At 62.6% G+C, this 21292-nt stretch carries 27 protein-coding genes; 17 read left to right on the top strand and 10 right to left on the bottom strand.

Annotation, left to right across the window (positions count from 1 at the left end):
• Positions 1-66: 66 nt before the first annotated feature.
• From EOC93_RS17555 to EOC93_RS17540, 4 genes are read right to left on the bottom strand one after another with little or no spacing between them, the layout of a single operon-like run.
• Complete coding sequence (locus EOC93_RS17555) at positions 67-405, bottom strand: XdhC family protein (protein WP_095489553.1); 339 nt, start codon at positions 403-405, stop codon at positions 67-69.
• 28 nt (positions 406-433) lie between these two features.
• Positions 434-1684, bottom strand: coding sequence for a VWA domain-containing protein (locus EOC93_RS17550; protein ID WP_127205227.1), 1251 nt, complete (start codon positions 1682-1684; stop codon positions 434-436).
• Between the two features lie 4 nt (positions 1685-1688).
• Positions 1689-2618 carry a MoxR family ATPase gene (locus EOC93_RS17545; protein ID WP_126106794.1) on the bottom strand — a complete coding sequence of 310 codons (930 nt, stop codon included), beginning with the start codon at positions 2616-2618 and terminating at the stop codon, positions 1689-1691.
• Between the two features lie 28 nt (positions 2619-2646).
• Positions 2647-3141 carry a flavin reductase gene (locus EOC93_RS17540; protein ID WP_095489679.1) on the bottom strand — a complete coding sequence of 165 codons (495 nt, stop codon included), beginning with the start codon at positions 3139-3141 and terminating at the stop codon, positions 2647-2649.
• A gap of 191 nt (positions 3142-3332) precedes the next feature.
• Here EOC93_RS17540 and EOC93_RS17535 point away from each other — a divergent pair, with 191 nt between their 5' ends.
• Both EOC93_RS17535 and EOC93_RS17530 read left to right on the top strand, forming a co-directional pair.
• Entirely contained in the window at positions 3333-4406 is a 1074-nt protein-coding gene (locus tag EOC93_RS17535; RefSeq protein WP_127205226.1) for a branched-chain amino acid ABC transporter substrate-binding protein, read from the top strand.
• Positions 4406-5425 (top strand): P1 family peptidase, encoded by a 1020-nt coding sequence (locus EOC93_RS17530; RefSeq protein WP_127205240.1) that lies wholly within the window; start codon positions 4406-4408, stop codon positions 5423-5425. The genes EOC93_RS17535 and EOC93_RS17530 overlap by 1 nt, the downstream gene beginning before the upstream one ends.
• Positions 5426-5465: 40 nt before the next feature.
• On the opposite strand, the gene EOC93_RS17525 is transcribed toward EOC93_RS17530, so the two are convergent.
• Positions 5466-5720, bottom strand: coding sequence for a DUF2171 domain-containing protein (locus EOC93_RS17525; RefSeq protein WP_095489556.1), 255 nt, complete (start codon positions 5718-5720; stop codon positions 5466-5468).
• 139 nt (positions 5721-5859) lie between these two features.
• Here EOC93_RS17525 and EOC93_RS17520 point away from each other — a divergent pair, with 139 nt between their 5' ends.
• The 4 genes from EOC93_RS17520 to EOC93_RS17505 are packed head-to-tail and all read left to right on the top strand — an operon-like array spanning position 5860 to position 9042.
• Positions 5860-6585: a DUF2259 domain-containing protein gene (locus EOC93_RS17520; protein ID WP_127205225.1), complete on the top strand. Its 726-nt coding sequence runs from the start codon at positions 5860-5862 to the stop codon at positions 6583-6585.
• On the top strand, positions 6582-7103 hold the full coding sequence (locus tag EOC93_RS17515; protein WP_127205224.1) for a hypothetical protein: 522 nt from the start codon (positions 6582-6584) through the stop codon (positions 7101-7103). The genes EOC93_RS17520 and EOC93_RS17515 overlap by 4 nt, the downstream gene beginning before the upstream one ends.
• Before the next feature lie 59 nt (positions 7104-7162).
• Positions 7163-8470, top strand: a complete 1308-nt coding sequence (gene purB, locus EOC93_RS17510; RefSeq protein ID WP_126106797.1) for an adenylosuccinate lyase — start codon at positions 7163-7165, stop codon at positions 8468-8470.
• Positions 8470-9042 (top strand): alpha/beta hydrolase, encoded by a 573-nt coding sequence (locus EOC93_RS17505; RefSeq protein ID WP_095489560.1) that lies wholly within the window; start codon positions 8470-8472, stop codon positions 9040-9042. The genes purB and EOC93_RS17505 overlap by 1 nt, the downstream gene beginning before the upstream one ends.
• Before the next feature lie 16 nt (positions 9043-9058).
• Here EOC93_RS17505 and EOC93_RS17500 read toward each other — a convergent pair whose 3' ends face one another.
• Positions 9059-9871 (bottom strand): VOC family protein, encoded by an 813-nt coding sequence (locus EOC93_RS17500; protein WP_126106798.1) that lies wholly within the window; start codon positions 9869-9871, stop codon positions 9059-9061.
• 249 nt (positions 9872-10120) lie between these two features.
• Here EOC93_RS17500 and EOC93_RS17495 point away from each other — a divergent pair, with 249 nt between their 5' ends.
• Positions 10121-10669 carry an alpha/beta hydrolase gene (locus EOC93_RS17495; RefSeq protein WP_127205239.1) on the top strand — a complete coding sequence of 183 codons (549 nt, stop codon included), beginning with the start codon at positions 10121-10123 and terminating at the stop codon, positions 10667-10669.
• On the opposite strand, the gene EOC93_RS17490 is transcribed toward EOC93_RS17495, so the two are convergent.
• Both EOC93_RS17490 and EOC93_RS17485 read right to left on the bottom strand, forming a co-directional pair.
• Positions 10666-11439 carry an HpcH/HpaI aldolase/citrate lyase family protein gene (locus EOC93_RS17490; protein ID WP_127205223.1) on the bottom strand — a complete coding sequence of 258 codons (774 nt, stop codon included), beginning with the start codon at positions 11437-11439 and terminating at the stop codon, positions 10666-10668. The two genes, EOC93_RS17495 and EOC93_RS17490, sit on opposite strands and share 4 nt — an antisense overlap.
• Positions 11440-11559: 120 nt before the next feature.
• The gene (locus tag EOC93_RS17485) at positions 11560-11880 is read right to left on the bottom strand and encodes a DUF1476 domain-containing protein (RefSeq protein WP_095489563.1); all 321 of its coding nucleotides are present in this window, start codon (positions 11878-11880) and stop codon (positions 11560-11562) included.
• A gap of 274 nt (positions 11881-12154) precedes the next feature.
• On the opposite strand from EOC93_RS17485, the gene purC reads away from it, so the two are divergent.
• Genes purC through EOC93_RS17455 form a run of 6 tightly spaced genes read left to right on the top strand, consistent with a single transcriptional unit; the run spans position 12155 to position 15301 of the window.
• A complete protein-coding gene (gene purC, locus EOC93_RS17480) occupies positions 12155-12949 on the top strand; it encodes a phosphoribosylaminoimidazolesuccinocarboxamide synthase (protein ID WP_023674725.1) in 795 nt (264 codons plus the stop codon).
• Positions 12950-12990: 41 nt separating this feature from the next.
• Positions 12991-13233, top strand: a complete 243-nt coding sequence (gene purS / locus EOC93_RS17475) for a phosphoribosylformylglycinamidine synthase subunit PurS (protein WP_126107512.1) — start codon at positions 12991-12993, stop codon at positions 13231-13233.
• An 18-nt stretch (positions 13234-13251) separates the two neighbouring features.
• Positions 13252-13506, top strand: a complete 255-nt coding sequence (locus tag EOC93_RS17470; RefSeq protein WP_126106800.1) for a hypothetical protein — start codon at positions 13252-13254, stop codon at positions 13504-13506.
• Positions 13503-14171 carry a phosphoribosylformylglycinamidine synthase subunit PurQ gene (purQ, locus tag EOC93_RS17465; RefSeq protein WP_127205222.1) on the top strand — a complete coding sequence of 223 codons (669 nt, stop codon included), beginning with the start codon at positions 13503-13505 and terminating at the stop codon, positions 14169-14171. Before EOC93_RS17470 ends, purQ begins: the two co-directional genes overlap by 4 nt.
• 46 nt (positions 14172-14217) lie before the next feature.
• Positions 14218-14634 carry a hypothetical protein gene (locus EOC93_RS17460; protein WP_095489565.1) on the top strand — a complete coding sequence of 139 codons (417 nt, stop codon included), beginning with the start codon at positions 14218-14220 and terminating at the stop codon, positions 14632-14634.
• 4 nt (positions 14635-14638) lie between these two features.
• A complete protein-coding gene (locus EOC93_RS17455; RefSeq protein WP_126106802.1) occupies positions 14639-15301 on the top strand; it encodes a Pr6Pr family membrane protein in 663 nt (220 codons plus the stop codon).
• Between the two features lie 10 nt (positions 15302-15311).
• On the opposite strand, the gene EOC93_RS17450 is transcribed toward EOC93_RS17455, so the two are convergent.
• Entirely contained in the window at positions 15312-15557 is a 246-nt protein-coding gene (locus EOC93_RS17450; protein ID WP_127205221.1) for a DUF1127 domain-containing protein, read from the bottom strand.
• Between the two features lie 93 nt (positions 15558-15650).
• Here EOC93_RS17450 and EOC93_RS17445 point away from each other — a divergent pair, with 93 nt between their 5' ends.
• The 4 genes from EOC93_RS17445 to EOC93_RS17430 all read left to right on the top strand — a co-directional run bounded on the left by EOC93_RS17445 (position 15651) and on the right by EOC93_RS17430 (position 20520).
• Positions 15651-17066 (top strand): PLP-dependent aminotransferase family protein, encoded by a 1416-nt coding sequence (locus tag EOC93_RS17445; RefSeq protein ID WP_126106803.1) that lies wholly within the window; start codon positions 15651-15653, stop codon positions 17064-17066.
• A 149-nt stretch (positions 17067-17215) separates the two neighbouring features.
• Positions 17216-19456: a phosphoribosylformylglycinamidine synthase subunit PurL gene (gene purL / locus EOC93_RS17440; RefSeq protein ID WP_127205238.1), complete on the top strand. Its 2241-nt coding sequence runs from the start codon at positions 17216-17218 to the stop codon at positions 19454-19456.
• Between the two features lie 86 nt (positions 19457-19542).
• Positions 19543-19776 (top strand): BolA family transcriptional regulator, encoded by a 234-nt coding sequence (locus tag EOC93_RS17435; protein WP_023674714.1) that lies wholly within the window; start codon positions 19543-19545, stop codon positions 19774-19776.
• Positions 19777-19938: 162 nt separating this feature from the next.
• Positions 19939-20520, top strand: a complete 582-nt coding sequence (locus tag EOC93_RS17430) for a class I SAM-dependent methyltransferase (RefSeq protein ID WP_206532245.1) — start codon at positions 19939-19941, stop codon at positions 20518-20520.
• Positions 20521-20528: 8 nt separating this feature from the next.
• On the opposite strand, the gene EOC93_RS17425 is transcribed toward EOC93_RS17430, so the two are convergent.
• The coding region (locus tag EOC93_RS17425) for a phosphodiester glycosidase family protein (RefSeq protein ID WP_127205220.1) at positions 20529-21292 on the bottom strand (764 nt) is incomplete at its 5' end.

The following is a 21292-nucleotide window of genomic DNA, read 5'->3' as shown; positions in this document are numbered from 1 at the left end:
ATGATCTTGTCCGAAAACCGGTTCCCACTTTTCGCTGACGCGGACCTTCGGTTCGGGATCATGCTTCTAACCCAACCGCTCGACATAGACCTTGATGCGCCCACCACAGGACAGGCCGACCTGCCAAGCGGTTTCGTCGGCGACGCCGAACTCCAGCATCTTAGCCTGGCCGCTGTCGATGACGTCGACCGCCTCGGTCACCACCGCGCCTTCGACGCAGCCGCCAGAGACGGAGCCGTGGAAATTGCCGTCCGCGTCGATGACAAGATGGCTGCCGACCGGACGCGGCGCCGAGCCCCAGGTCTCGACCACAGTGGCAATGGCGACATGCTTGCCGTCCTTCATCCAGCCTTCCGCGATGATCAGCGGATCGCGTGCCTCGTCGAGATAAATACTGCTTTCCATCACCGTTTCTCCCGGAGAAAACATATGGCTATGCGGCGCTTCTCGCGCCACCCTCAATCCATCGGCGTGGGTCGACGGAGCGCGCCGACTTCTTGTCCAGCGACGCGCAGAGGTCGGCGAGCGCATCGAGATTGTGCACCGAGCGGAACTCGTCGACATGCGGCAGCATCGCCTTGACGCCACGGGCGCGGGCCTCGAAGCCGTCAAAGCGCAGCAGCGGGTTCAACCAGATCAGCCGCCGGCAGGATTTGTGCAGACGCTCCATCTCCTCCGACAGGCCGGCAACGTCGTCGCGCTCCAGCCCATCGGTGATCAGGAGAACGACAGCGCCCTGCCCCAGCACACGCCGCGACCACAGCCGGTTGAATTCGGCCAGCGTATCGCCGATGCGGGTGCCGCCCGACCAGTCCTTCACCGTCGCCGAGCAATCGGCGAGTGCCGCGTCGGGATCGCGATGGCGCATCTGCCGCGTCAGATTTGTCAGCCTGGTGCCGAAAACGAAAGCGTGCACGCGCCGGCGCTTTTCGGTCAGCGCATGCAGGAAATGCAGGAAGATGCGCGTGTACTGGCTCATCGAACCGGAAATATCGGCAAGCACGACCAGCGGCGGGTGAACCTCGCGCGGTGACCGGAATTTCGGCAGGATCAGTTCGCCGCCAGTGCGCGCGGCCGAGCGCATCATGGCGCGCGGATCGATGCGGCGGCCATGCGCATTGGATTTGAAGCGCCGTGTCCTGACCATGTCGAAGGGCAGCCGCAACTCGGCGATCGCCTTCTTGGCGTCAGTCATCTCGGCGGCGTTCATCTGGGCAAAATCCTTGCCCCTCAGCACCTCGTTGCCGGAAAAGGTGAAGCGGGCGTCGACCTCGATCTCGGGGATTTCCTGCACCGGCTGGTTCTTCTGATGACCCTCGAACATCGCCTGGCTGACCCGGTTTTCCGCGGCGCGCGGCTTCTGCTTCTCTCTAATGTCGGGCGCCACCGGCGAAAACATCGCCAGCATCTTTTCGATCAGCTCGTGCGATTTCCAGAACAGCCGGAACGTCTCGTCGAAGGTGGGGTGATCCTCATGCCGCGAGACCAGAACGGCATGCAGCGTCCAGTAAAAATCGTCGCGGGAACCGATGCCGGCGAACAGCACCGCCTCGATCGCGTCTTTGACTGAGGCCGGGCCGACCTGCATGCCGGCCTTGCGCAGGGTGCGGGCGAAATAGACGATGTTGTCGGCGATCCGCCCGTCCGGCGTGGCCTCTTTCGGTTCGGGACGCGACGTTGCCATCGCCCTACTCCGCCGCCGAAAGCTCGGCCTTCACCTCGTTGAGGATGCGCCGGCCTTCGCCCTGCTCGATACGGGCAATGTCGTCCTGGTATTTCAGCAGCACGCCGATCGTGTCGGAAACGGTTTCCGGATCGAGCGCCACTTTGTCGAGTTCGGTCAGCGCGCCGGCCCAGTCGATGGTCTCGGCGACACCCGGCACCTTGAACAGCTCAATCTGGCGCAGCTTCTGGATGAACGAAACCACCTCCGCCGACAGCCGGCTGTTGGCCTGCGGCACTTTTCTGCGCACGATCTCCAATTCGCGCTCGGCATTGGGATAATCGACCCAGTGATAGAGGCAACGCCGCTTCAGCGCGTCGTGGATCTCGCGGGTGCGGTTGGTGGTGATGATGACGATCGGCGACTCCTCCGCCTTGATCGTGCCGAGTTCGGGCACTGTCACCTGAAAGTCGGAGAGGATCTCGAGCAGGAATGCCTCGAAGGCCTCGTCGGTGCGGTCTAGCTCGTCGATCAGGAAGACCGGAGCGGCGCCCGCCTTGCCGGTCAGCGCGTCGAGCACCGGGCGGCGGATCAGGTATTTTTCGGAAAAGACGTTGCGCTCCATGTCGGAGCGATCGACCTTGCCGGCCGCCTCCTCCATGCGGATCTCGATCATCTGCGCGGCGTAGTTCCACTCGTAGACGGCCGACGAGACATCGAGGCCTTCATAGCATTGCAGGCGGATCAACCGGCGGCCGAGCGCTTGCGCCAGCACCTTGGCGATCTCGGTCTTGCCGACACCGGCCTCGCCTTCGAGGAACAGCGGCCGTTTCATGCGCAGCGATAAAAACAGCACGGTCGCCAACGACCGATCCGCCACATAGTCCGCGCCGGTCAGGAGATCGAGCGTCTCGTCGATCGTCCGCGGCGCGGGACGCGGTTTCAACTCGGTCATGCTCTCTCCGTGAGTGCAACCATACCCGTCACAGAACGTGGTAGTCGCGGTCGTGATAGATCAGCGGCCGCAAATTATCGCCGATGCGCAGGCCTGTCACCTTGCCAAAAAGCACACGGTGGGTGGCCAGATCCTTGATGTCGATCAGTTCGCAGTCGAACACGGCAAGCGCGCCCTTCAACGTCGGCGCACCGGTCGAGATCACGTCCCACTCGCCCAGCGCGAAACGTTCCTCGACCGGCAGGCCTGTGAGACCGGAAAAGCCGACCGCCAACGCCTCCTGGTGCGAAGCCAGCGTGTTCAAGGCGAACTTGCCGTTCCTGACGAACGGCTCGTTCTTGGGATTTTCGCTATTGAGACAAACCAGGATGGTCGGCGGCGTGTCCGAGACCGAACAGGCCGCAATGACCGTCGCACCGCGCCTGCCACTGGGGCCATCGGTGGTGACCACATGGACGTGGCCGGCAAAATGGCTCATCGCGTCGCGATAGGCCTGCGGCCCTATGTCGTTCTTCTTCAGCACCGGCGATTTCCATTGGTTTGAAGCGAGGTGAACCCAACCGTTATATATGGCGGCATATTGCATGCCACAAGCGAAGTGGTTGACATGCATCCTGAATTTCGCGTGTTGCGTGGAAGCTAGCCAGCCTTTAGGTCTTGGCAGGAAGTGGCGCCGGCAAACACGCGACCGGCGCGGAGGAATTCTTCGCTCGCATGCGACCCACGACAACGACAATAGCGGTGCTGGCCTGGCTGTCTCTCGCCGGTGATGCGAACGCTGGAATGTTGCTGGTCGGCGTCGCCGCACCACTGTCCGGACCGTCGGCGATCCTCGGCAAGCAGATCGAGGCGGGCGCCGGCTTGGCGGCAGAGGCGAACGGTGTCCAGCTCAAGATGGTCGACGACGGCTGCACGGCAGATGGCGGGGCTGCCGCAGCCAGGGAATTCGCCGCGGCGAAAGTCGGCGTGGTCGTTGGTTTCCTCTGCACCGAGGCGATCGAGGCGGCGCTGCCCATCCTGAAGGAGGCCAGCATACCCGTCATCACCGTCGGGGTGCGCACCGAAAGCCTGACCGACCGGCGCGCCAAGACCGGCTGGCCGGTCTTTCGTCTCGGGCCGCGCGGCGACGACGAGCGCAACGCCGTCGCCACCATCCTCACACGGCTGTGGCAGAACGAGCTGTTCGCCGTCGTCGACGACGGCACCATCTACGGCCGCGAGATCGCCGAGACGCTTCGGGCGGCAGCCGAACAGGCGGCGCTGAAGCCAGTGTTCGTCGACACGTTCCGGCCGCAGCTCGATAACCAGATCGGACTGATCGGGCGGCTGAGGAAAGCCGGCGCAACGCATGTCTTCGCCGGCGGCGATGGCAGCGACGTCGCCATCATGGGCCGCGACGCCGGCCAGCTCGATGCCGGCATCATTTTTGCCGGAGGCGAAACACTGCGCACACTGCCCGGCGACGTGCCTTATGCCCAGGGCACGCTGATGATCGCGCCGCCCGAATGGGCCGATGTCGCCGACCCCAAGGTGCTGGAGGCGTTTGCCGCCCGAGAGATCGTGTCCGACGGCTACACGCTGCCGGCCTATGCGGCGGTCGAGATCGCCAAGGCGGCCTCGGCGCTGGCGGAAACCTCCAGCAAGCCATTGGCCGATGCGCTCACCGCGCATGACTTCAGCACCGCGATCGGGCCCGTCCGCTTTGGCGGCAAGGGCGACTTGACCGAGAACCTCTATCGGGTCTTCCGTTTCAACGGCATCCGGTTCGTGCCGATCGAGGACCAATGATGTTTCGTACAGGGCCGCGCAATCTCATCACCGATGTCGCCGGCCTGCGTGTCGGCAACGCTTCCGATGTGAGGCTGAAATCCGGGGTGACCACCGTCGTCTGCGACGAACCGGCGGTGGCCGGTGTGCAGATCCTTGGCGGGGCGCCCGGCACCCGCGAGACCGACTTGCTCGAGCCGCACAATTCGATCGAGGCGATCCATGCCGTGGTGCTTTCGGGCGGCTCGGCGTTCGGTCTCGATGCCGCCTCCGGCGTGCAGGCGGCGCTGCGCGAAAACGGCGTCGGGGTGGAGGTCGGCGGCTTTCGCGTGCCGATCGTCCCGGCGGCGATCCTGTTCGACCTGCGCAATGGCGGCGACAAGGATTGGGGCCGCTATCCGCCCTATCGCGATCTCGGCTATGAGGCGGCACAGGCTGTCAGCAGCGACTTTCCGCTCGGCACGGTCGGCGCGGGCACCGGTGCATTGAGTGCCGGCCTCAAGGGCGGCCTTGGATCAGCCTCGACGGTGCTCGACAGCGGCGTCACCATCGGCGCGCTTGCCGCCGTCAACCCGACCGGCTCGGTGACGATCGCCCGTAGCAGGCACTTCTGGGCAGCGCGCTTCGAGATCGGCGACGAGTTCGGCGGGCTTGGCTATCCCTCGCCGATGCCGGAGGACGCGAAAAGGATCCTGCTGAAGTTTCGCGACAAGCATGTTGGGGCACGGACGGAGGTCGGCGGCAACACGACCATCGCCGTCATCGCCACGGATGCCGTTCTCACCAAGGCTGCCGCCAAACGCCTGGCGATATCAGCGCATGACGGCTTCGTCCACGCCATTTGGCCGACACACACGCCGGCCGACGGGGATCTGGTTTTCGCGCTGGCGACCGGCAAGAGCGGCATCGAGCTGGCGCCCAACGACGCCATCGACCTCTACGCAGCGGCCGGCGCCACCATGGCGCGTGCCATCAGCCGCGGCGTCTTTGCCGCGACGCCTGCCAAAGGCGACCTGTTTCCGGTCTGGTCGTCGCGCTGAATGCGCAACGCTGATTCGATGGGCCGTAATTGGGCCGTGATCAGGTGGGGTCGGATTTTTCTTCCTCGAAGGTGACCGCGACATCCGAATTTGCCGACAGCCGCACTTTCTGACCCTCGATCTCGGCAACGAGACTGAGCGGAATGAAGTGATGATGGCCCCTATGAGCGCCCTCGCCGCTGTCACGCTTGGTCAGCTTGATTCTTTGTCCCTCAACTTTGTCGACGGTGCCGACATGGACGCCGTCGGCGCCGATCACTTCCATGTGTTGGCGAATCTTGGCTGCATCGGTCATGGTGGGGTCTCCATTTGAAGCTGCCGACAATAACAAATGACGGCGCGATTGGATGCATCGGCGTTGCGTTTCAGACCGCACGACGTCTTGACAGCGTCGTGATAGTGATGAATCGACCTTGGCTGCCGGGAGTAACACCATGCGAATTCTTGTCCTGTTTGCCGTTTCCCTCCTTGCCCAGTTTACGACTTCGCTCGCCGCGCATGCCGGCGATGTCGCCGAGCTTGAAATCCTTGGCTTCACTGGGGATGGCGGCGCCTTCGCCTTCGAGGAGTATGGCGTCCAGGACGGATCGGGATTTCCCTATGCCAATCGCTATTATATCAACACGGCCGACGATAGTTTTCTCAAGGGCACACCGATCAGGGTGCGGCTTGACGACGAGAACGCAACGCTTGAGGCAGCGCGCCTTGCCGCCCGGCAGAAAGGCGAAGCCTTCATCAAGCAGGCGGAATTGACCGCGAACCGCGGCATGACCGTTGGCTTCAACCCGGTGACCGAACTTTCGGCCGATCCGTTCCGCATGGTGGTCAACCCGCGGCCGATCTTCTCGCCGGTCGACGATCCGCTCGAATTCCGGCTCGACGAGATCGGCATGAACGATACCGAAAGCTGCCAGAGCCTGGGCGAGGTCAACGGCTTTCGCCTGCTGCACATCGAGGCAAAAGACGGCGGCAAGACCGAGCTTCTGCACGAGGACAAGTCGATCCCCAAAAGCAGAGGCTGCCCGAACGGCTACCGCATTGGTGCGGTGCAGACATTTTCGTTGCAAGGCCTCAGCGCCTACGCCGTGCTGATTGCGGTGCGCCAATATGGCTTCGAAGGGCCGGACTATCGCTGGATCGCGGTGACCGGCCGGCTGTGACGCCGCTCCCCGTCATACGCAACCGCGTCCGGGATCGCATCCGCAAGGCGGCCTTGCCATCGCCGGGCGCCGCGGCCTGTGGCGCCCTGCTGTGGGCCGCAGCGATGGGCGCCAGCGCGCTTGTCAATCTGCTGCTGGACGACTGGGAGACCCCGGCAAAGATCCGCTTCGTCTCGTTGCTCTATGCGGCAGGCGGTGCGCTCGCCTTTCCGGTTGGCCTGTTCCTGGCGCGGCTCGTCTCGCTCGGACGGCATTGGCAAGTCGCCTTGGCGGCCGCGTTTGTCTGTCTTCTCGTCGCGACGATCAGCTTCACCGGCGGGCTCTTTGCGCTGCAATACCGTTCCTACTATGCCCAGTGGCATGAGCCTGCGCTGACCATGGCTTGGTCCATCCAGTTCGTGCACACCGTGGCGACGGCGTTCTATCAATTCATCGTTCTGGGCATCCGGCTTTATTTTCCGCTCGGTTTCATAGCGCTCGCTCTCGCCAGCATCTGGTTTGCGCGGCAGCAGCGTTGAGCATTTTGTCAGCCTCTGTTAGGACGCGGTCGAACGCCCTCGCAAGTCAGGACTGACCGATGATCCCTCGCTACTCCCGGCCGGAAATGGTGGCCATCTGGTCGCCCGAAACCCGGTTCCGCATCTGGTTCGAGATCGAGGCCCACGCTTGCGACGCATTGGCCGAGCTCGGCGTGATCCCGAAGGAGGCCGCCAAGACCATCTGGGAAAAGGGCGGGGCGGCGAAGTTCGACGTCGAGGCCATCGATGAGATCGAGCGCGTCACCAAGCACGACGTCATCGCCTTCCTCACTCATCTCAGCGAATTCGTCGGGCCGGATGCCCGCTTCATCCATCAGGGCATGACCTCCTCGGACGTTCTCGACACCTGCTTTGCCGTGCAGCTCAGTCGCGCCAGCGACATCCTTTTGGCCGACATCGACGCGCTGCTGGCGGCGCTCAAGCGTCGCGCCTTCGAACACAAGGATACCGTCACCATCGGCCGCAGCCACGGTATCCATGCCGAGCCGACCACCTTCGGCGTCAAGCTGGCGCAGGCCTATGCTGAATTCTCGCGCTGCCGCGAGCGGCTGGTGCACGCGCGTGAAGACATTGCGACGTGCGCCATATCAGGTGCTGTCGGCACCTTCGCCAATATCGACCCCTATGTCGAAGAGCATGTGGCGAAGAAACTCGGATTGAAGCCGGAGCCGGTGTCGACGCAGGTGATCCCGCGCGACCGTCATGCGATGTTCTTCGCGACGCTGGGTGTCATCGCCTCGTCGATCGAACGGCTGGCGACAGAAATCCGCCATCTGCAGCGCACCGAGGTGCTGGAGGCGGAAGAGTATTTTTCGCCCGGACAGAAAGGCTCGTCGGCGATGCCGCACAAGCGCAACCCCGTGCTGACCGAAAACCTCACCGGGCTTGCCCGCATGGTGCGTTCCTTCGCGCTGCCGGCGATGGAGAACGTGGCGCTCTGGCACGAGCGCGACATTTCGCATTCGTCGGTCGAGCGCATGATCGGCCCGGATGCGACGGTGACGCTCGATTTCGCGCTGTCGCGGCTGACCAGTGTCATCGACAGATTGCTCGTCTATCCCGACAACATGCTGAAGAACATGAACAAGTTCCGCGGCCTCGTGCATTCGCAGCGCGTGCTGCTGGCGCTGACCCAGGCGGGCGTCAGCCGTGAGGATGCCTACCGGCTGGTGCAGCGTAACGCCATGAAGGTTTGGGAGCAAGGCGCTGATTTCCTTGAAGAACTTCTCGCCGACAAGGAGGTCACCGCAGTCTTGCCCGAAGCCGAGATCCGTGAAAAATTCGACCTTGGCTATCATACCAAGCATGTCGACACGATCTTCAAGCGGGTGTTCGGAGAAGCGTGATGATTTCGGCGGCTGGAGAATTCGATTTTCTCGCCCTGCCGGGGCGCGGTAATTCCGGGCCAGATCACTGGATGTCGCATTGGTGCCGGGCACTCCCCAATTCGAGCCGCGTGCTGCAGGCCGAATGGGACAGGCCGAGCCCCGAGGACTGGATTGGCCGGGTGGACGCCGCGATTGCCGCAGCACCTCGGCGCGTGGTGCTGCTTGCACACTCGCTGGCGGTGGCGACGGCGGTGAAATGGGCAGCCGGCGCCAGCGAAAGCCAGCTCAACAAGGTTGCGGGCGCGTTGCTGGTTGCCGCAACCAATGTCGAGGACCCTGATCCGTCCTTCGACCTTGTTCGTCCCTTTGCGCCGATGCCGTTGAAACGCTTGCCTTTCCCGACCCTGGTGGTGGCCAGCCGCACCGATCCGCGCGTCACCTTCGACCAGGCGACGGCCTTCGCCGCGGCCTGGGGCGCGGACCTCGCCGATGCCGGCGATCTCGGCCATATGGGAAACGAGACCCGCCTCGGCCTTTGGCCGGCGGGCCTGCTCATGCTCGGTCGCTTGTTGGAAAAAGCCCGGCTCTAACAGGCTTCCAAAACGCTCAAGCCTTGCCTGGAACGGTCCTGATCACCGTTCCCCATGGGTCCTCACGGGTCGTTGCGTCAGTCACATTGTCTGAACGCATTTCCACCCAGGCTAGACCGGACCGAGAAGGATCGCGTCGGCCGGCACCGGCACTCTGCCACGCATTGGCGCCGATATGGTGGTGGTAGCCGCCTGACGACAAGAACACCGCCGCGCTGCCATATTTCGCCACTGTGTCGAAGCCGAATTCCTGATGCCACCAGGCTTCGGCGTCTTCCGGCCTGCCGACGCGCAGATGGACATGTCCGATGATGCTGTTGTCCGGCGCACCCTGCCAGCCGGCATCGCCGGCCGGCACTTCGGCAACGACAGAGGAGATGTTCAGCCGTTCGGTCGCCATCGCTATCTTGTCGCCATTCCATTTCCAGTCCTCACGGCGGCGGTCGGCATAGATCTCGATGCCATTGCCTTCAGGGTCGGTCAGGTAAAGCGCCTCGCTGACCAGATGGTCGGAAGCGCCCTCGATGCCGATCTTGTTGGCGATGGCGTGGTTGATCCAACGGCCGAGATCGGCCCGGCTGGGCAGCAGGAAGGCAGTGTGGAAGAGGCCGGCACTGCGCGGATCGTCGGGCTTCGCCACTGCATCCGCCTCGATGTCGAGCAAGGGACGATTGGCAGCGCCCAGCGTAATCGTGCCGCCTGCGCGGCTCAGCTCCTGCAGGCCGACGACGTTGCGATAATAGGCAGCGAGATTTTCGGCATCGCGCGCCCGCAACCCGACGCGGGCAACGCTGACCGGGGTCGTGGCGGCAAAAGGCAGTTCGCTCATCAAACTCTCCGTTTGGGCGGCCTTCGACGAGATCCCCAAAGCCAGGAGCCCGGCGCCACCTACCATTATACGTCGTGTCAGTCCCAAAATCCTGGTTTCCTTACACGGCTGTTTCTTTTCCTACCGACAGATCATCGATCGCGATCGTTCACACAAGATGGCAAGATGCGAACATGGTGTTCACCATTTTGATCGCCAGGCCGGCTCGACATGGTTGCGCGAAGTAGCGGTGCTCGCTACATGCGCGCCATGAAAGTCAGAGATGCAGATATTCTCATCGTGCCGGGCTACACCAATTCCGGCCCCGACCATTGGCAGAGCCGCTGGCAATCGAAATTGTCGACGGCACGCCGCGTCGAGCAGGCAGAATGGTCGAAGCCGGTGCGCCAGGACTGGACGGCGAGCGTGGCGAAGGCGGTTAACGAGGCCGAGCTGCCGGTCGTCATCGTCGCGCATTCGCTTGGGGTCGCGGCCGCAATCCAGGCAATGCCGCAGTTCCAGCGCCCGGTCGCCGGAGCCTTCTTCGTGGCGCCGCCCGACGTCGCCAATCCCAAGATAAAACCCAGGCACTTGATGACCTTCGGCCCCTATCCGCGCGAGCCACTGGCATTCCCTTCGGTGGTGATCGCCAGCCGCAACGACCCGTTCTGCGCGTTCGGCGTCGCCGAGGACATTGCCGGCGCCTGGGGCTCGCTGTTCATCGACGCCGGCGATGCCGGACATCTCAATGCGGATTCCGGTTTCGGGCCGTGGCCCGAAGGATCGATGACTTTTGCGAAATTCCTGACGGATCTTTAGGACCCGATCGAGTCCTTGACGCTCTTCAGCAGGGTCTTTGCCCCCAGACCGATCAGCGCATGCTCGGAGCCCATGGCCAGCAGCCGATAGCCCATCGATACCACGCGGCCGGCGATGGCCGGCTCGACGACGTAGATCGCGGCATGCTTGCCGGCCTTGCGTGTCCGCTCGGCGATCGAGGCGACGGTTTCCATCATGCTTTCGAGCGTCGAGTTGACGGTGGCGCCGTTCGACCAGGCAATCGAGAAATCCGATGGGCCGAGGAAGATGCCGTCGATACCCGGCGTGTCGAGGATGCCGTCGAGCGCATCGAGGGCGGCGCGCGTCTCGACCATAGCGAAAGCCATGGTGCGCTCGTTGCTGTCGCGCAGCCAGTCGGCATAATCGCCCTTGCCATGGCGCGGAAAGGCATAGGTTGGACCCCAGGAGCGCTCGCCGAGCGGCGGGTATTTCATAGCGGCGGCAAACAGCCTGGCGTCCGCCACCGAATTCACCATCGGCGCAATCACCGCCTCGGCGCCGAAATCGAGCGCGCGGCTGGCCATGTCGAAGCGGCCGACCGGAATGCGCACCAGCGCCGGTTTGTTGGCGGCCAGCACCGGCCCAAGGCTGCGCAGCACGCTGTCCTCGTGATGCCCGCCATGCTGCATGTCGAGCGTGACGGCATCGAAACCCTGTCGGGCAAGAATCTCGACCGTAAGGGCATCAGGCACGCCGGACCATGCGGTGCACAACGTTTCATCGGCCGCAAGGCGTGACTTCAGGGACATAGGCGGTTTCCTCTTTGGTTGCAGCAATTCAGCCGGAAATGGCTGCAAAGGCAAAGAAAAACCGCCCAGTCCACCCGGGCGGTCGATTGGTCCAGCAGGTCGATTTGGCTCAGAGAGAGATCAGGTGTTCTTGATCTGTTCAATCGCCTGCGCCATCAGATCGTCCATGGTGCGGCGAATCTGGTGGTCCGACTGGTCGACCCCGGCTTCGTCGAAATCCTTGCGGATCTTGCGGAAAACGTCGTGATCGCCAGCTTCCTCGATGTCGGCGACCACGACCTGCTTGGCATAGGCTTCGGCATCGGGTCCGGACTTGCCCAACTTTTCGGCGGCCCACAGGCCGAGCGCCTTGTTGCGGCGCGCCGAAGCCTTGAACCGAAGCTCCTCGTCGAATGCGAATTTGCGCTCGAAACCCTCTTCGCGGTCTTTCATATCGATCATGGCATCCCTCCGGTCAAATCCGATTCGCTGGCGGTTGAATATGTGTTGCCGAAGCACAAACCAAAAGGCCGCGGGCCGGTCAATATGCTACATCACTTGCTGCGCTGCGGCATTTCATTCCGGAAAGCGGTTGATTGAAAGGATTTGCCGATTGAGCAAACAGTGTGATTGGGATAGACACCGGCATTGAACCCCTACCGTTGCCGCACTAATTTAGGCATACGGACAGGAACTGGTCGTTTGCCGCCTGCCCGGAAATCCAGAGAAAAATCAGATGAAAAATCGCCGCCGCATTTATGAAGGCAAGGCCAAGATCCTCTATGAGGGACCTGAGCCGGGAACGCTGATCCAGTTCTTCAAGGATGACGCGACCGCTTTCAACAAGAAGAAGCACGAAATCGTCGATGGCAAGGGCGTGCTCAACAACCGCATTTCCGAGCATATCTTCAACCATCTCAACCGGATGGGCATTCCGACCCACTTCATCCGCCGGCTCAACATGCGCGAGCAGCTGATCAAGGAAGTCGAGATCATTCCGCTCGAGGTGGTCGTCCGCAACGTCGCCGCCGGTTCGCTGGCCAAGCGTCTCGGCATCGAGGAAGGCACGGTGCTGCCGCGCTCGATCATCGAATTCTATTACAAGGCCGACGCGCTCGACGATCCGATGGTGTCTGAAGAGCACATCACCGCTTTCGGTTGGGCGAGTCCTCAGGAGATCGACGACGTCATGGCGCTGGCCATCCGCGTCAACGACTTCCTCTCCGGCTTGTTCATGGGCGTCGGCATCCAGCTCGTCGACTTCAAGATCGAGTGCGGCCGCCTGTTCGAAGGCGACATGATGCGCATCGTCGTTGCTGACGAGATCTCGCCGGACTCCTGCCGTCTGTGGGACGTGGCGACGCAGGACAAGCTCGACAAGGACCGTTTCCGCCGCGACATGGGCGGGCTGGTCGAAGCCTATCAGGAAGTTGCCCGCCGCCTCGGCATTATGAATGAGAACGAGCCGCCGCGTCCCGCCGGACCGGTGCTCGTCGCCTCGACCGATGGCGTCAAAGGCAAGCCGCACTGAGATCTTTGCCGCTCAACATTCGAAACAGGAGCATGTCCAGCGTGATCAAGGCCCGCATTACCGTAACCCTCAAGAACGGCGTGCTCGACCCGCAAGGCAAGGCGATCGAACATGCGCTGTCCGGGATGGGCTTTGACGGCGTCGGCCAGGTGCGGCAGGGCAAGGTCTTCGACGTCGAGCTTTCGGAGAGCGACAAGGCCAAGGCCGAGGCCGATCTCAAGGCGATGTGCGACAAGCTTCTGGCGAATACGGTGATTGAGAACTATAGTGTGGCCATTACCTGAGGTTGTGCCGGAGGGCAGATGACCGAGATTGATGGAAGCTTGATATTTGAAGTCCTCAAGTCCATTCAGTCGCGGCTGGACAGGATGGATTTGACGCTCGGGGAGGTAAAGTCCGAGCTCGGCTCTATCCGCGGCCACCTCATCGCCACCGAGGGTGACGTGAAGAACATCTATGGCGTGCTGGCTCGCCAGGACGAGCGCCTGGAACATATTGAACGTCGCCTAGACCTGCGCGAACTTGCCGAAGCCCAGAGGCCTTACGAACCAAAATGAAATCAGCCGTCGTCCTCCTGCCTGGCCTCAACCGCGACCGCGACATGATTGCGGCGCTGACCAAGATTTCGGGAACGCCACCGGTCACGGTTTGGCAGACCGACACCGAAATCCCCGATGTCGACCTGATCACCATCCCCGGCGGCTTTTCCTTCGGCGATTATCTGCGCTGCGGTGCCATCGCCGCGCGCATGCCTGTGATGCGGGCGGTGGCTGAAAAAGCAGCCAAGGGCGTCATGGTCATCGGCGTCTGCAACGGCTTCCAGATCCTGGTCGAGGCCGGCCTTTTGCCGGGCGCCTTGATGCGCAACACGTCGCTGAAATTCGTTTGCCGGCAAGTCAAGCTACAGATCGCCAACGCCAACACCATGTTCACCCGCCGCTATCAGCCGGGCCAGATCATCCGCTCGCCGGTGGCGCATCACGACGGCAATTATTTTGCCGACGACGAGACGCTTCGCAGGCTCGAAGGCGAAGGCCAGGTCGTTTTTCGCTATGCCGAAGACACCAATCCCAACGGCTCGATCAACGACATTGCCGGCATCATCAACGGCCAGGGCAATGTGCTCGGCCTGATGCCGCATCCCGAGAACCTGATCGAAGCGGCACATGGCGGCAGCGACGGCCGGGCACTGTTCGAAAGTGCCCTCGGCATCGCCGCTTGATATCTCCAGCATTCATCCTTTTCCCGAACTCGAAATAGGCCGCCGCATGAGCCTGAGACAGACGATCGCCCGCCTCGCTCTCGTCGCCACCGCCGGCCTTGTGCTCGCCTCCTGCCAATCGAAGCCGAAGAACGCGCCGGCACCTTCGGGCAAGAGCGCGTCACTGCTTGCCATGGAACAGGTGGCGATCGCCGCCCACAAATGCTGGATCGCCAACAAGGATCCTGCCTTCAAGCCCTATCAGATGGCCAACGAGCTGAATTCGTTCACCGGCACGCCGCGCTTCCTGCTGGTCCCGGTCAAGCACTACGGCGGAAAGCCGTTGCTGGTCGTGCAGGCGCAAGGCAATTCACGCCGCATCGACGTCTACGGTCCGCTGATGGACGAGCCGCTCGGTGCACGCATCGGCTCGGACATCGCGCGCTGGCAGACAGGCAACCCGGCCTGCGGTACGGCGGCGTAGCGTCATGGCCCGCTTGCTGCAGATAGCGGGTCTGGTCATAGGTCTGGCCGGGCTTGTCCTGCAAATCTGCATAACCGTTCCGGCGTCGATGGAAGCCGGCCGCAGTTTTGTTGGCTCGCTGGTCTTCTATTTCAGCTTCTTCACCATCCTGACCAATATCGGCGCCGTGCTCGTGCATGTTTCGCTGCTGTCACCCGGTGGCTACGCCTGGTTCCCAGCCTTTGCCGGGCCGCGGACACGGGCCGGCGTAGCGGTTGCCATAACGCTGGTCTTCATCGTCTATGCCACGGTCCTGGCACAGCTTTGGCAGCCGCAGGGCTTGTTCCTGCTCTGCGATGTCCTGCTGCACTATGTGACGCCGGTGCTGTTCGTGCTGTGGTGGCTTGTGGCAGGCGCCGATGGCTCGACGCGGTGGCGCGACATCTCCTGGTGGATGATCTATCCGGTCGCCTATTTGGCCTATGCACTGGCGCGGGCGCCGATATCGGGCGAAGTGCCCTACCCGTTCCTCGATGTCGCCAAGAACGGCGCGGCCAGCGTCGCCGTCTCGGCGCTCGGCATCACCGGGCTTTTTCTCGCGCTGTGCGTAGTCGCCGTGCTTGCCGACCACGGCATCTCACGGATGAGGAGCCCTGGCGTCCATCAAGGTACGAAAACGGCTTCCTGAGACCTTCTTTTCAGTCCCAGAACGGCCGCAGACCCTCACGGTGGGCATCGCAGCGCGAGACGCCGATATCCTTGAGCTGATCGTCGGTCATCTCCAGCAATATCAGCCGGCTGCGCCGGCGATCGACCATGGTGTCGATCCACTTGAACAGCGACCTGACCACGCGGACGAGACGATTGACATAGGTCCTCCGACCTGATGGCCGCGCAGTCCGTAACTCAGCTTCTGCATAGTGAATTGTGCCGATTGTATCCATTGCTTTTCCGCCAGTATCTGCGATTGTACCCTTTTTGCCAGACGCTTCATATGTATTGACTCATATTTCGGCGCAATATAGAAAATTGTTACCATGACAAGTTGGCTTCCAGATCTCACCACAGGCACCGGCCCGCTCTATCAGCGGTTGGCGGATTCCATTGAAACGGACATTGATCGGGGCGTGATCGATGCAGGGACAAAACTGCCGCCGCAACGGGATCTGGCATACGATATCGGCACGACCGTCGGCACCGTCGGCAGGGCCTATCAGCTGCTGCGGGAGCGCGGATTGGTCAGCGGCGAAGTTGGGCGCGGAACCTATGTCCTGACGCAGCGCCTGGATGTCGCGAAGCCGGATTTCCTGGAACCTGTCGAGCAAGGCACGCGCTACTACTTCGATGCGCCTCGCGACAAACTGCGCCTCGATAGCACGGCCGCGCCCGACACTGGCCAGGGCGCCATTGTCGCCGATGTGCTTTCGCGCACAACGCAGGACTATCCGCACGAGATTTCAAGCTACACGCGCGATTTCCCGGACCGCTGGTTCGAGGCAGGCAGAAGCTGGCTGTCGCGCAATTCCTTTCGCCCGACCGCGGATACCATCGTTCCGACGCTCGGCACCCATGCCGCGGTGATGGCAGCAATTGCGGGGCTCACCACTCCCGGCGACTATGTTGTCTTCGAGCACCTCACCTACTCGCAGATTTCCCGCAGCGCCGGCCTGATCGGGCGCCGGACCGCACTGGTGGCGGCGGACGACGAAGGCATCGATCCCGATGATTTCGAGCGCGTCTGTGCGCAAAAACATCCGAAAATAATGTTCCTGATGCCGACGGCCAAGAACCCGACATTGGTGACGCTGTCGGCAACGCGCCGCGAGGCCATCGCGCGCGTCGCCCGTCAATACAATGTCGTCCTGATTGAGGATGATCTCTATGGCGGCATGACAGACGACCCAACACCATTGCTCGCCGAATATGCGCCGGAACGGACAATCGTTGCCGGCGGCCTGTCGAAATCGGTCGCGGCGGGGGTTCGTAGCGGCTGGCTAGCCTGCCCGCCGGCCTATCGCCACCGCATCAGGGTCGCCCACAAGATGATGACCGGCGGCCTCGCCTTCCTGCTGGCAGAGGTGGGCAGCCGGCTGGTGCTGTCCGGCCAGGCCAGCGAGATGCGCAAACGCAGCATTGCCGAAATCAGCGCGCGCATAGGGATCGTTCGCGAGACACTCGACGGCTTCGACTTCAAGGCGTTGGATAACGTGCCCTTCGTTTGGCTCACTTTGCCCGATCCATGGCTTTCCGGTACCTTCAAGCAAGCCTGCCTCGAGCATGGCGTGCTGATCGACGATGAGGACGAGTTCAAGGCAGGACGTTCCGAACAGGTTTTCCATGGCGTCCGCTTTGGCGTGTCACAGCCTGAACGGCGAGAGGACTTAGCGCATGGTCTCGCGGTGATCAGGCGGCTTCTCGACGAAGGCCGCGCCGGCTACGACAGTTTCTCCTGAACCGGCTTGAAACAGGCGGGTCGAGTGGCGATCTTTCGCTACTTGCTGCACCCTGTGGCTATTCATCGTTTTCGTCGCTTGATGGGGTGTATCGGCTGCAAAGCTTGCGATAAGACGGGACTCGATCCCAAGGATATAAATTGCCGATCATGACCATTTCCAATTCCGTGCCGATCACTCCGGAACTTATTGCCGCGCACGGGCTGAAGCCCGACGAATATCAGCGCATCCTCGATCTGGTCGGGCGCGAGCCGAGCTTCACCGAGCTTGGCATCTTCTCGGCGATGTGGAACGAGCACTGCTCCTACAAATCCTCGAAGAAGTGGCTGCGCACGCTGCCCACCACCGGGCCGCGGGTCATCCAGGGTCCGGGCGAAAATGCCGGTGTGGTCGATATCGGCGACGGCGACTGCGTCGTCTTCAAGATGGAGAGCCACAACCACCCCTCCTATATCGAACCCTATCAGGGGGCGGCGACCGGCGTCGGCGGCATCCTACGCGATGTCTTCACCATGGGCGCGCGGCCGATCGCAGCGATGAACGCGCTGCGCTTCGGTGCGCCGGACCATCCCAAGACCAAACATCTGGTTGCCGGTGTCGTTTCCGGTGTCGGCGGTTACGGCAATTCCTTCGGCGTGCCGACAGTCGGCGGCGAGGTCAATTTCGACGCGCGCTACAATGGCAATATCCTGGTCAACGCCTTCGCGGCGGGGCTCGCCAAGACCGATGCCATCTTCCTGTCGGAAGCCAAGGGCGTCGGCCTCCCGGTCGTCTATCTCGGCGCCAAGACCGGCCGCGATGGTGTCGGCGGCGCGACCATGGCCTCGGCCGAGTTCGACGACAAGATCGACGAGAAGCGGCCCACCGTTCAGGTCGGTGACCCCTTCACTGAAAAATGCCTGCTCGAAGCCTGCCTCGAGCTGATGGCGTCCGGCGCCGTCATCGCCATCCAGGACATGGGGGCCGCCGGCCTCACCTGCTCGGCGGTCGAAATGGGCGCCAAGGGCGACCTCGGCATCGAGCTCGACCTCGACAAGGTGCCGGTGCGCGAGGAGCGCATGAGCGCCTATGAGATGATGCTGTCGGAGAGCCAGGAGCGCATGCTGATGGTGCTGCGCCCCGAAAAGGAAAAGGAAGCCGAGGCGATCTTCCACAAATGGGGCCTCGACTTCGCCATTGTCGGCAAGACCACCGACGATCTGCGCTTTCGCGTGCTGCACCAGGGCGATGAGGTCGCCAATCTGCCGATCAAGGACCTTGGCGACCAGGCGCCGGAATATGACCGTCCCTGGACCGAGCCGAAGAAGCCGGCGCCCCTGGCAGCCAGCGATGCACCACAAGCGGATGTCGCCGAGGCTTTGCTGAAACTGCTCGGCGGACCCGACCTGTCCTCGCGCCGCTGGGTATGGGAGCAGTACGACACGCTGATCCAGGGCAATTCGCTGCAGCTTCCGGGCGGCGATGCCGGCGTGGTGCGTGTCGAGGGTCATCCGACCAAGGCGCTCGCCTTCTCCTCCGACGTCACGCCGCGCTATTGCGAGGCCGACCCTTATGAGGGCGGCAAGCAGGCGGTCGCTGAATGCTGGCGCAACCTTACCGCCACTGGCGCCCTGCCGCTCGCTGCGACCGACAACCTGAATTTCGGCAATCCGGAACGGCCCGAGATCATGGGCCAATTGGTCGGCGCCGTGAAAGGCATCGGCGATGCCTGCCGCGCGCTCGGCTTTCCGATCGTCTCCGGCAATGTCTCGCTCTACAACGAAACCAACGGGCAAGGCATCTTGCCGACGCCGACCATCGGCGGCGTTGGACTGATCGCCGACTGGTCCAAAATGACGCGGATCGGCTTTGCCGCCGAGGGCCAGATGATCCTACTGGTCGGCGCGCCGTCCATGTGGGGAACGCATCTCGCCCAGTCGGCCTATATGCGCGACATCCATGGCCGCACCGACGGCCCGCCGCCGCCGGTCGACCTCGACCATGAAAAGCGCGTCGGCGACCATGTGCGCGCCCTGATCGCCTCCGGCGTCGTTACCGCAGCACACGATGTCTCCGACGGCGGCATTGCGGTCGCGCTGGCTGAGATGGCGATGGCGTCCGGTATTGGCGCGACCGTCCCCGGCCTGGTCGGGGCCGATCCGATCCCGGTCTGGTTCGGCGAGGATCAGGGCCGCTATCTCTTGACGCTGTCGATCGATCCGCAAAGCAAGGAATGGGACGCTATTCGCGAAGAGCAGAGCAAGCTCGGTATCTTCGCGCCGTGGATCGGCTCGACCGGCGGTAGTGACCTGAAACTCGGCGAGGCACGGGCGATCCCAGTCGGAGAATTGACCGCTGCCCACGAATCCTGGTTTCCTCGCTTCATGGCAAATGAGGTCGTGGACCCGTGATATGATCGAGTGGGGCCGTTTCGGTGTGGTTCATCCGCCATTTCGATCATATCTATGAGATCACGACCTGAACAAGGAATCCTCGTATGGCAATGGACGCGCACGACATCGAACGGCTGATCAAGGAAGGCATTCCGGACGCCAAGGTGACGATTCGCGACCTGGCTGGCGACGGCGACCACTATGCGGCCGAGGTGGTGGCCGAGAGCTTTCGCGGAAAAAGCCGCGTCCAGCAGCATCAGATGGTCTACGACGCGCTGAAGGGCAATATGGGCGGCGTGCTGCACGCGCTCGCCCTGCAGACGAGCGTGCCGGACTGAACCAAGCGCGCGCGGCAAGAAGCCTTTTTCTCATGGTCAAAGCAAGCGACAGCAAGTCGGTTGCGGTCGATGCCTATGCCTCCTTCGCGAAGCGCCGCACAACGCCCTTTATGAACGTCCGGCCTCGTTCGAATTGCTGGGGGAGGTTACCGGACGGGCATATTGGACGCGGGTTGCGGCTCCGGCATCTGCTCGGAAAAACTGGCTCGCTCAGGTGCGCGGGTAAGTGCCTTCGACATCACGCCGGAAATGCTGGCCTTGGCGCGCGAGCGCTGCGCGGGACTGGATGTCGATATCCGGCTCGGCGATCTCGAAAAGCCTCTCGACTGGCTCGCAGACGGCAGTTTCGACCGCATAATTTGCTCGCTGGCGCTCGATTATGTCGAACGGCTGACGCCGGTATTCGCCGAGTTTCATCGCGTTGCCAGGCCTGGAGGCAAATTGGTTTTCTCGATGGGCCACCCGATGCGCGACTGGCAGGACGAGCGCACGCACGGAGCGAAAACCTATTTTGAAACCAACCGCTGGGGTATGCATTGGGGCGGCTTTGGTGAGCCCAACCCCTATGTCGAGTCCTATCGCAGGCCGCTCAGTGACATCCTCAATGGCCTTGCCGGCGCAGGCTGGACGCTCGACCGTTTCGTCGAGCCGCTTCCGGTGCCGGAGATGGAAGCGGTCGATCCCAGGCATTTTGCCGAACTGAGTATGGCGCCGGCATTCATATGCGTGCGCGCATACAAATAAATGTGCCGTCACCTTTTCGCTGAGACGGCAATGATCGGCCCTGCCGGATAGCTTCCGCCGACGATCATCCTTTCGCCAATCGACAGCGCCGAAACCACGCCGTCGAAGAAAAGCGCATTGGGGCAATGCAGCGCATCACGGAACAGGCGTGCAAAGCTGCCGAGACTGACTTGCGAGCGTGAGATCGCCAGCACCACGGTGTTTTCGTCACGCACGCCGACGCCGTTCCGAATGTGACGCGACGTGCCGTTCGCCTCGAAGCGGGGATGGAGCCGGCTGTCGATCACCAGCATCGGGCCGGACTGCGTGGCGAACGCCACGTCCGGCTTTGCGGCGGCATAGGCGTTCGTTTCCATGATCGCCGCCTTGCCGTCCTTGCGGATCAGGAACACGCCGTTTGGCTTCAGGAAGAAATTGCCTTCGCCATCAGCGAGGTTGAGCGGCGCCACCTCGTGACCATTTTCGACGAGAAGGCCGACCGGCGTCAGATTCTCATGATACATGCCGGCATTCATGGCGAGCAGCGCCGGCCTGCCCTCGCCCGACATCGACTTGTCGAACTTTTCCAGCGAACCGAAGGCCCTGCCGTCGTCGCCGGCGTGGAAGACAGCGACGTCGTAGCTGCGAAGATCGATCTCGCAGACGATGTAGGGAACCGCCTCGAAGCTAAAATCCCGGCATGGTCCGGGCAGTTCGCCGCCGACGGTGACAGGCGGGTGCTCCGACGGCCAAAACCACCAGATCAGGGCCAGTGCGACAAGCAGAACACCAA

The organism is Mesorhizobium sp. M6A.T.Ce.TU.002.03.1.1, from assembly GCF_003997275.1.
Lineage (GTDB): Bacteria > Pseudomonadota > Alphaproteobacteria > Rhizobiales > Rhizobiaceae > Mesorhizobium > Mesorhizobium mediterraneum.
Note: the sequence above shows the minus strand (reverse complement) of the source record. Positions and strands in the feature narration are given on the sequence as shown.

What these genes read in the sequence shown, in the direction of transcription:
- EOC93_RS17435 (WP_023674714.1), top strand. Translation starts at nt 19,543, where the DNA reads ATGGCAATGGACGCGCACGACATCGAACGGCTGATCAAGGAAGGCATT.
- EOC93_RS17445 (WP_126106803.1), top strand. Translation starts at nt 15,651, where the DNA reads ATGACAAGTTGGCTTCCAGATCTCACCACAGGCACCGGCCCGCTCTAT.
- EOC93_RS17460 (WP_095489565.1), top strand. Translation starts at nt 14,218, where the DNA reads ATGAGCCTGAGACAGACGATCGCCCGCCTCGCTCTCGTCGCCACCGCC.
- purC (WP_023674725.1), top strand. Translation starts at nt 12,155, where the DNA reads ATGAAAAATCGCCGCCGCATTTATGAAGGCAAGGCCAAGATCCTCTAT.
- purL (WP_127205238.1), top strand. Translation starts at nt 17,216, where the DNA reads ATGACCATTTCCAATTCCGTGCCGATCACTCCGGAACTTATTGCCGCG.
- EOC93_RS17550 (WP_127205227.1), bottom strand. Translation starts at nt 1,684, where the DNA reads ATGGCAACGTCGCGTCCCGAACCGAAAGAGGCCACGCCGGACGGGCGG.
- EOC93_RS17455 (WP_126106802.1), top strand. Translation starts at nt 14,639, where the DNA reads ATGGCCCGCTTGCTGCAGATAGCGGGTCTGGTCATAGGTCTGGCCGGG.
- EOC93_RS17555 (WP_095489553.1), bottom strand. Translation starts at nt 405, where the DNA reads ATGGAAAGCAGTATTTATCTCGACGAGGCACGCGATCCGCTGATCATC.
- EOC93_RS17545 (WP_126106794.1), bottom strand. Translation starts at nt 2,618, where the DNA reads ATGACCGAGTTGAAACCGCGTCCCGCGCCGCGGACGATCGACGAGACG.
- EOC93_RS17485 (WP_095489563.1), bottom strand. Translation starts at nt 11,880, where the DNA reads ATGATCGATATGAAAGACCGCGAAGAGGGTTTCGAGCGCAAATTCGCA.
- EOC93_RS17470 (WP_126106800.1), top strand. Translation starts at nt 13,252, where the DNA reads ATGACCGAGATTGATGGAAGCTTGATATTTGAAGTCCTCAAGTCCATT.
- EOC93_RS17495 (WP_127205239.1), top strand. Translation starts at nt 10,121, where the DNA reads ATGAAAGTCAGAGATGCAGATATTCTCATCGTGCCGGGCTACACCAAT.
- EOC93_RS17535 (WP_127205226.1), top strand. Translation starts at nt 3,333, where the DNA reads ATGCGACCCACGACAACGACAATAGCGGTGCTGGCCTGGCTGTCTCTC.
- EOC93_RS17505 (WP_095489560.1), top strand. Translation starts at nt 8,470, where the DNA reads ATGATTTCGGCGGCTGGAGAATTCGATTTTCTCGCCCTGCCGGGGCGC.
- purQ (WP_127205222.1), top strand. Translation starts at nt 13,503, where the DNA reads ATGAAATCAGCCGTCGTCCTCCTGCCTGGCCTCAACCGCGACCGCGAC.
- EOC93_RS17450 (WP_127205221.1), bottom strand. Translation starts at nt 15,557, where the DNA reads ATGGATACAATCGGCACAATTCACTATGCAGAAGCTGAGTTACGGACT.
- purB (WP_126106797.1), top strand. Translation starts at nt 7,163, where the DNA reads ATGATCCCTCGCTACTCCCGGCCGGAAATGGTGGCCATCTGGTCGCCC.
- EOC93_RS17530 (WP_127205240.1), top strand. Translation starts at nt 4,406, where the DNA reads ATGTTTCGTACAGGGCCGCGCAATCTCATCACCGATGTCGCCGGCCTG.
- EOC93_RS17500 (WP_126106798.1), bottom strand. Translation starts at nt 9,871, where the DNA reads ATGAGCGAACTGCCTTTTGCCGCCACGACCCCGGTCAGCGTTGCCCGC.
- EOC93_RS17520 (WP_127205225.1), top strand. Translation starts at nt 5,860, where the DNA reads ATGCGAATTCTTGTCCTGTTTGCCGTTTCCCTCCTTGCCCAGTTTACG.
- EOC93_RS17490 (WP_127205223.1), bottom strand. Translation starts at nt 11,439, where the DNA reads ATGTCCCTGAAGTCACGCCTTGCGGCCGATGAAACGTTGTGCACCGCA.
- EOC93_RS17525 (WP_095489556.1), bottom strand. Translation starts at nt 5,720, where the DNA reads ATGACCGATGCAGCCAAGATTCGCCAACACATGGAAGTGATCGGCGCC.